The 7,275-nt window shown below is 75.5% G+C and carries 6 protein-coding genes and 1 pseudogene; all 7 read right to left on the bottom strand.

The features are described 5' to 3' along the window. Positions 1-342: 342 nt before the first annotated feature. Positions 343-1,005 carry a maltokinase N-terminal cap-like domain-containing protein gene (locus FRZ03_RS30015; RefSeq protein ID WP_146468240.1) on the bottom strand — a complete coding sequence of 221 codons (663 nt, stop codon included), beginning with the start codon at positions 1,003-1,005 and terminating at the stop codon, positions 343-345. A gap of 38 nt (positions 1,006-1,043) precedes the next feature. Beyond that, positions 1,044-1,715: a spherulation-specific family 4 protein gene (locus FRZ03_RS30010; protein ID WP_146468239.1), complete on the bottom strand. Its 672-nt coding sequence runs from the start codon at positions 1,713-1,715 to the stop codon at positions 1,044-1,046. Next, positions 1,712-2,596 (bottom strand): NAD-dependent epimerase/dehydratase family protein, encoded by an 885-nt coding sequence (locus FRZ03_RS30005; protein WP_146468238.1) that lies wholly within the window; start codon positions 2,594-2,596, stop codon positions 1,712-1,714. Before FRZ03_RS30005 ends, FRZ03_RS30010 begins: the two co-directional genes overlap by 4 nt. A gap of 7 nt (positions 2,597-2,603) precedes the next feature. Beyond that, positions 2,604-3,317, bottom strand: coding sequence for a nucleotidyltransferase family protein (locus tag FRZ03_RS30000; protein ID WP_146468237.1), 714 nt, complete (start codon positions 3,315-3,317; stop codon positions 2,604-2,606). A 39-nt stretch (positions 3,318-3,356) separates the two neighbouring features. Further along, entirely contained in the window at positions 3,357-4,358 is a 1,002-nt protein-coding gene (locus tag FRZ03_RS29995) for a GDP-mannose 4,6-dehydratase (RefSeq protein WP_146468236.1), read from the bottom strand. A 39-nt stretch (positions 4,359-4,397) separates the two neighbouring features. Next, positions 4,398-5,560: pseudogene (locus tag FRZ03_RS29990) on the bottom strand (hypothetical protein). Beyond that, positions 5,557-7,068, bottom strand: coding sequence for a GT4 family glycosyltransferase PelF (gene pelF, locus FRZ03_RS29985; protein WP_146468235.1), 1,512 nt, complete (start codon positions 7,066-7,068; stop codon positions 5,557-5,559). Before pelF ends, FRZ03_RS29990 begins: the two are co-directional and overlap by 4 nt. Positions 7,069-7,275: the final 207 nt, after the last annotated feature.

The raw sequence follows: 7,275 nt of genomic DNA, 5'->3' as shown, positions 1-7,275 counted from the left end.
GCCCGCGGCCTTGTGGGGGGTCGGTCTCACGCTACTCCTTTGCGGCGGCCGGGGTTCCGGCCTGCTCGATGGCCGTCCGGCCGGCGGGGTGCGCCGGGGCGGCCGTGGTCCGGGCTTGCGGGAGTGCTGTGCCGGGGAGCCGGTCGCGCCCCGCTGGGGCCGGGCGGCGACTGCCGAAAGGGTGACAGATTTGATCCGGACATGCCAGACGCCCCGCCGGTTCCGCGGACGGGAGGGCGCACGCCGGGGAGTGGGACGCGCCGGGCACGGCCGAGCGGCGGGAGGAGCGGGATGAGGACGGGTCGTCCGCCGCCCGCGCGGGGCGGGCGGCGGACGGGTGGGTCAGGCCTGGCGCAGGGTCAGGAGGACGGCCCGCTGCCGGTCGCCGGCCGGTGCGGGCCAGCCGGTGGCCACGTGGCCGAGGGCGTCCTCGGCGGGGAGCGGCGGGTTCTCGTCCGCCGGCGCCGGCGTGAGGACGCGGTGGACGTGCAGGACGGTGCCGTGCGGTGTGGGCAGGCGGGTGCCGTCCGTGCCGTCGGCCGGTGCCGGGGTGAAGCCCTCCGGCGCGAACGGGGCGCCCGCGTAGGCGCGGGACACCTCGTGGTCCGGGGTGTCGGTGATGCTCTGGGCCATCGCCTGCGCCTTGCCCTCGATGAGCAGCAGCAGTTCGGTGACCAGCACCGGGTCGCACAGGCCGTCGTACGCCCAGCGCTTGCCGAGCACGCCGTGCTCCATCGTGCCGACCAGTGCGTGCCCGGCTCCCTCCAGCGGCGCGCCGCGGTAGGTCAACGGCACGAAGTAGACCGTGGGTTCGGCGCCCGCGGTGTCGGTGACGATCATGAACTCGATGCCGACCTCGCCCGCGGGGTCGTCCAGCCGGAAGCCGCCGGACTTCTCCAGCACCGGGGCGGCCGGGCCGCCGCGGTACCAGGGGCGGCTGGGCAGCCACTCGGTGAGCAGGTCGAGCTTGGAGGGCTGGAGGGTCGTGTGATGGATGACGGCCATGGCGGTGCGGCTCTCCCGTGGTGCGCGAGTGGACCGCCTCAGCTTCGCACACCGTTCGTCCAGGTCAGCGCGGGCGTCAACGTGGCCCAGGGATTGGGCCCTTCGCCCGTCACCGGCCCGCAGACACCGGCGCCCCGCTCCGTCGCCGTGCGCACCGCGAGCGGGACCAGGGCGGCCGGGACGCCGTAGACGAGATGGCAGAGCCGTTCGGGCGGTTGGCGGGCGGTCCAGGAAGGCCGGGTGAACGCCGAGACGTACGTTGACCAGTGTCCCTCGAACGTGACGGTGAGGTCGGCGAGCCGGAGGTACCCGGGCGCCGGATGGACGCCGGGGTTGAGCACGACCGTGCCCGCGCCCTGCCGGCGCAGCTCCCGGACCAGGCGGCGGCAGCCGGGCAGGCCCGCCGGGGTCGCGGTGACGCGGTCGAGGAAGCAGCCGTCGGTCCGGTACCAGTCCCGGTGCCGGCGCGCCTCCTCGGTGATCGCGGCCCGGTCCCGGGTGCCGTAGTCGGTGTCGACGTAGCCGAGCAGCCGGGCGCCCGCCTCGCGCAGCGCCCGGGCCGCCGCCGTGTAGGCGGGATCGGGGGCGGTGCCGGGCCCGCTCGCGGGGTTGAGCACGACGGCGTGGGTGCGGGCGGCGCCGGTGATCAGCCGGTGCCAGGCGCCCGGGTCCTCGGCCGGGTGCACGTACAGCGGGACCAGCAGGCTCATGCCGTGGCCGCCCACAGCGCGGCGAGGGAGTCGTCCAGGCCGTGGGCCGGGCGCCAGCCGAGGACCCGGGCGGCGGCGGTGACGTCCGAGCACTGCCAGGACACCTCGGCGGAGCGCGCCGAGCCGCCCGCGCTCTCCTCCAGCCGTCCGCGAAAGCCGGCCATCCGCGCCAGTCCGCGCACCAGGTCGCGCACGGGTACGGCCCCGCCGCCGCCGATGTTGAGCACGGCCGGCAGGGGTGCGGGCGCGGTGACGGCGAGGGCCACCGCGCGGGCGACATCGCGGACGTCCACGAAGTCACGGTAGGCCGAGAGGTCCCCGAGCCGCAGCACGGCCGAGGGGTCCGGGCCCGCCGAGCGCAGCAGCGCGGCCATCCGGCCCGGCAGGCCCGCCGAAGGCGCCCCGGGGCCCACCGGGTTGCCGATCCGCAGCACCACCGCGTCCAGGGCGGCCGCGGCGACCGCGAGGGTGCCCGCGAGCTTGGTCGCGCCGTACGGGGTGACCGGGCGGGCGGGCGCCGACTCGGCCACCGGGACGCCCGGGGTGCCGGGGCCGTACTCGGCGGCCGAGCCGAGGTGGACCAGGCGGGCCGTGGGGGCCGCCTCGCGCAGCGCGGCACAGAGCACCGCGGGGCCGCGTGCGTTGACCTCCGCGAGGGTGACGGGGTCGCCGCCGGTGGCGCCCGCACAGTTGACCACGGCGTCGGGGGCGGCCGCCGCCAGCGTCTTCGCCAGCCGCTCCGGGCGGTCGGCGGCGAGGTCGACGGCGTACTCGGCGCCGGTGCGGCCGGCCGCGGACAGCCGCGCGCCCGGCAGGGCGCGCAGCCGCTCCGTCACATGGCGGCCCAGGTAACCGGTGCCGCCCAGGACGAGAATGCGCATGCGGGACTCAGGCTCCCTTGAGCAGCAGGGACTTGCGGCTGGTGAACTCGGCGTTGGCCCGGTCGTAGTCGTCGGGGCGGCCGATGTCCAGCCAGTAGCCGGCGAAGTCGTAGGCGTGCGGCGGGTTCTCGGCCTTGAGCAGGTCGAGGACGAGTTCGTCGAAGCCGAGCGGCAGACCGGGGGTGTAGTCGTCGAGGGTGGCGCGGGAGAGGCCGTAGACGCCCATGGAGACCCGGTAGTCCATGCTGGGCTTCTCGGTGAACGCGACGACCTTGCTGGCGTCGGTGGTGAGCACACCGAAGTCGATGTGCACCTTGCGCGCGTAGGTGGCGATGGTGAGCGGCGCGCCGGAGTCCCGGTGCCGGTGCAGCACGTCGGCGTAGTCGAGGTCGGTGAGGATGTCGCCGTTCATCACGAGGAAGTGCTCGGGCAGTCTCTCTCTCAGGTTGAGCAGCGGCCCCATGGTGCCGAGCGGGCTCTCCTCGGTGGCGTAGTCGACGGCCATGCCCCACTGGGAGCCGTCGCCGACGTAGGCGCGGATGATCTCGCCGAGGTGGCCTATGGCGAGGGTGCAGCGGGTGAAGCCGGCCGAGGACAGCTGGCGCAGCACGATCTCCAGGATGGCGTGCTGGTCGCCGATGGGGACGAGCGGTTTGGGCAGCGCGGTGGTGTAGGGCCGCAGCCGGACGCCCTTGCCGCCCGCCAGGATCACTGCGTGCATGGGTTCCTCCTTGGAAGACGTCGTGACGTGCCGGACGGGTCAGATGTTGTAGATGCCGGTCTTGTAGCGGGCCAGGTTGGCCGGGTCGCGGAAGAACTCCACGGTGTGCGCGAGGCCTTGTTCCAGGGTGTGCGCGGGCCGCCAGCCGGTGGCGCCGGTGAGCCGGGTGGCGTCGGCGACCAGCCGCATCACCTCGGAGGCAGCCGGGCGGATGCGCGCGGGGTCCTCGCGGACGTCCAGCGGGGTGTCCATCACCTTGCCGATCAGGGCGACGAGGTCGCCGACCGAGATCTCGCCGCCGGTGCCGGCGTTGAAGGTGCGGCCCACGACGTGCTCGGCGGGGGCGCCGCCGACGGCGAGGAAGGCCTGGGCGGTGTCCTTGACGAACAGGAAGTCCCGGGTGGGCCGCAGATCGCCGAGGGTGATGGTGCGCTCCCCCGCCGCAACCTGGCCGATGACGGTCGGGATGACCGCGCGCATCGACTGGCGCGGGCCGAAGGTGTTGAACGGCCGCAGGGTGACGACGGGGGTGCCGAAGCTGGCGTGGTAGCTGTCGGCGAGCCGGTCCCCGCCGGCCTTCGAGGCGGCGTACGGGGACTGGGTGTTGATGGGGTGGTCCTCGGTGATCGGCACCGTCCGCGCGGTGCCGTAGGTCTCGCTGGTGGAGGTGTGCACCAGGCGGGGGGTGCCGAGGGCGCGGACCGCTTCGAGGACGTTGAGGGTGCCGGTGACGTTGGTCTCCACGTAACTGTGCGGCGCCTGGTAGGAGTACGGGATGGCGATCAGGGCGGCCAGGTGGTAGGCGACGTCGGCCCCGTCGAGCAGGCCGCGCACCGAGCCGGGGTCTCGGACGTCTCCGAGGACGATCTCCACCTGGTCGAGGACGTCCGGGGCGAGGGTTTCCAGCCAGCCGTAGGAGGAGAAGGAGTTGTACTGGGCCATGGCCCGCACCCGGTGCCCGGAGGCGACCAGCGCCTCGGTGAGATGAGAGCCGATGAAGCCCTCGGCCCCGGTGACGGCGGCGAGCGGTTGGGAGGTCAACTGGGTGGTCCTTCCAGCGAGTTGGTGGAGGGTGTTGGTTCAGGCGTGCCGGGCCGGGCGGCCGAGCAGCCGCAGCGCGCACGCCAGGAGGGACAGCGCGGCGGCCGCACAGGCGAGCGGCAGGGCGGCCGGGCCGGGCGGCAGGTGCAGCGCGGTGACCGCGCCGGCCGTGCCCGCGGCGGCCAGACAGATGGCGGCGGGCGGCCAGGCGGTCCCGAAGGCCTGGAGGAGCAACGCGGTCCACAGGGTGGCCGCGAGCAGCAGCAGCGGGGCCGGCGGGGCGCCGGTGAGGTACGCGGCGGGCAGCAGCGGCAGCAGATAGCCGAGCAGGCACAGGCCGAGCACGGCGGCCGAGCGCAGCAGGAACGCGGCGGGGGTGGCGGTGGCGCGCAGCGCGGCGACGGACAGGCCCCGGTAGCGGTAGAGCAGCCATTCGGCGGGCCCCATGCTGAGGGTCAGCACGATCACCGCGTACGGCTCCCGCCGCCCTTCGAGCAGCACCAGCAGCCCGGCGGCCAGCCCGAACAGGCCGTAGGGCAGCGACCAGCGCAGCGGGGGCCGCCGGCCGGCGTCGGCCACGGGCCCCTTGAGCAGGGCGCGCAGGGCGTGCGCGGTGCCGGCGAGCGTGGCCAGCAGCGCCAGCAGGGGCAGGCCGAGGCGCGGCACGGTGCCGGGCTCCCACCGGTACAGGCAGGCGGCGCCCGCGATGAGCGGGGTCAGCGCGGCGAGCAGCACCTTCTCCCGGGCCAGGACGAGCAGGACGCCCGCCGCGGCGAGGTAGAGGGACTGGGCCGCCACGGCGAGCAGGACCGTTGTGCCGCCGGTGAGCGGGGCGGCGGTGGCGACGGCGAGGGCGGCGCCGACAGGGGCGCCGGCCGCCAGGGTGCGGGCGGCCTCGCGGCGGCCGGCCGCCATCCGCAGGTGGGCGCGGTGGCGAGCGAGAACAGGTTCGGGTGGCCGTACCGGTCCTTGATGGTCTCGGCCGTCAGGCCCTCGGCCTCCAGCAGGGCGGCGACCTCGTAGGGGTGGACGGCGGGGCCGATGCGGTCGGCGAGTTCGGCGGCCAGCAGGCTGACCGCCGCGTCGTCGGTGCCGTGGCCGGGCAGCCGCAGGGCCAGGGTGCGCTCGTCGGGGCGGGCGAGCCGCAGGGCCAGGGTGTCCTGTTCGGCGCCGCCCGGTTCCAGGGCCATCGGTCCGCTCATCCGGCGAGGCTCCCCGCGGCGGTCCTGGGCTGGGCCCCCGGCACGGCCTGTACGGCGAACCGACGGGCGTGGTCGGGAAGTTCGAGGTATATGGAGCGGAAGGTGTCGATGGTCTGCCGCAGGGTGAACTGCTCGATCACCCGCAGCCGGGCCGCCTCCCCCATCGCCCTGCGCCGCGCGCCGTCGCCGAGCAGTTCCAGGGCCGCTGCCGCCATCTGTCCCGGATCTCGCGGGGGCACGACGAGCCCGGTGTCGCCGACGGCCTCCCGCACCCCGCCCACGTCGGTGGAGACGGTGGCCCGCCCGCAGGACATGGCCTCGATGAGGGTGAACGGGAAGCCTTCGCTGATGCTGGAGAGCATCACCACGTTCCCGGCCGCGTAGGCGTCCTTGATGTCCTCGACGCGGCCCTCGAAGGTGACCGCGTCCGCGTGGCCCAGCTCGGCGGCCAGCGCCGTGCAGCGTTCCCGGTAGGCCTCGCCGCCCCGGGGTGTGCCGCCGAACAGCCGTAGCCGGGCCTCGGGTATCTGGGCTCTGACCAGGGAGAACGCCCGTATGAGGGTCTCCAGGTCCTTGATCGGGTCGACCCGGCCCGCCCAGCTCAGCGTGGGCACCTCGGGTTCGGGGCCGGCCGGCGGGAAGGCGGCCGGGTCCACGCCGTTGTAGACGGTGCGGATGGCCCGCGGGTCGGCGCCGCCCTGTTCCTCCCAGAGCCGGTTGTAGCGGTTGCCCGGGGTGATCAGGGCGGCCCGGCGGTAGCTCTCCTCGGCGAGCAGCCGGAAGAAGCCGAGCACGACGGCCTTGACCGGCCAGCGGTAGGGGGCGGTGCGGTAGCCGAGGTAGCGCTCGCGCAGATAGACGCCGTGTTCGGTGAGCAGCAGCGGAACCCCGTGCCGGTCGAGGGCGGCGAGGCCGGGCAGTACGGCGACGCCGCCGCTGACCGCGTGGGCCACCCCGTGCCGGGGCGGGGGCGCGGCGAGCGGGCGCAGGGCGTGTTCGAGCAGGGCGGTGGCGGTGACCGCGTCGTGCAGGGTGGGGCGGGCCTCGCGGACGGCGAGTCCGGGGCGGTTCCACACCGCGGCGAGCAGGGCGACGGCCCGGTCGCCGCGCAGGAACGGGCTCAGCGCCCCGTCGGCGGCGGCTCGGGCCAGCAGGTAGAGGGCGGGCGCGAACTGGTCCTCGGCGCACGGGTCGAGCAGCGCGGCCAGGAAGCGTTCGTAGGCGGCGGTGAGGCGGGCGAGGGCGCGGCCCCGGGGCGGGCGGCCCTCGGGCGCCTCGCCCCACATGGGGACGGAGAGCACGTCGTGGACCTGGGCGGGCAGGTCCCAGACGACGGCCTCGCGTCCGGTGCCGGTGACGGCGATGACGTCGAAGTCGAGGTCGGGCATGCCCTGGACGAGTTGGTCGCACCAGACGCTGACGCCGCCGTGACTGTGCGGGTACGTGCCTTCGGTGAGCAGGGTGACGTGCGCCGCGCCCGGGCGGCGCGCACCGTGGTGAACGTGCATCGATGGGGCTCCACGGCCAGAGGTGTGGGGTGGTCGCGCGGGTACCGGCCGCCGCCGGGCGGCCGGTACCCGGGCCCGTCCGGTGGTGCCGGACGGGCCCTCGGGTCGGTGCGCGTTCAGCTGTGCGGGGTGTACGGGACCTGCCGGGCGACGCCCTTGGGGAGCTTGGTGCGCGGGGCCGGGGCGGTGGCGGCCGGCCGGGCCCGG

The organism is Streptomyces misionensis, assembly GCF_007896895.1.
GTDB lineage: Bacteria > Actinomycetota > Actinomycetes > Streptomycetales > Streptomycetaceae > Streptomyces > Streptomyces misionensis_A.
Note: the sequence above shows the minus strand (reverse complement) of the source record. Positions and strands in the feature narration are given on the sequence as shown.

Coding starts and splice junctions, on each gene's coding strand:
- FRZ03_RS30015 (WP_146468240.1), bottom strand. CDS start 1,005: ATGGCCGTCATCCATCACACGACCCTCCAGCCCTCCAAGCTCGACCTG.
- FRZ03_RS30010 (WP_146468239.1), bottom strand. CDS start 1,715: ATGAGCCTGCTGGTCCCGCTGTACGTGCACCCGGCCGAGGACCCGGGC.
- FRZ03_RS30005 (WP_146468238.1), bottom strand. CDS start 2,596: ATGCGCATTCTCGTCCTGGGCGGCACCGGTTACCTGGGCCGCCATGTG.
- FRZ03_RS30000 (WP_146468237.1), bottom strand. CDS start 3,317: ATGCACGCAGTGATCCTGGCGGGCGGCAAGGGCGTCCGGCTGCGGCCC.
- pelF (WP_146468235.1), bottom strand. CDS start 7,068: ATGCACGTTCACCACGGTGCGCGCCGCCCGGGCGCGGCGCACGTCACC.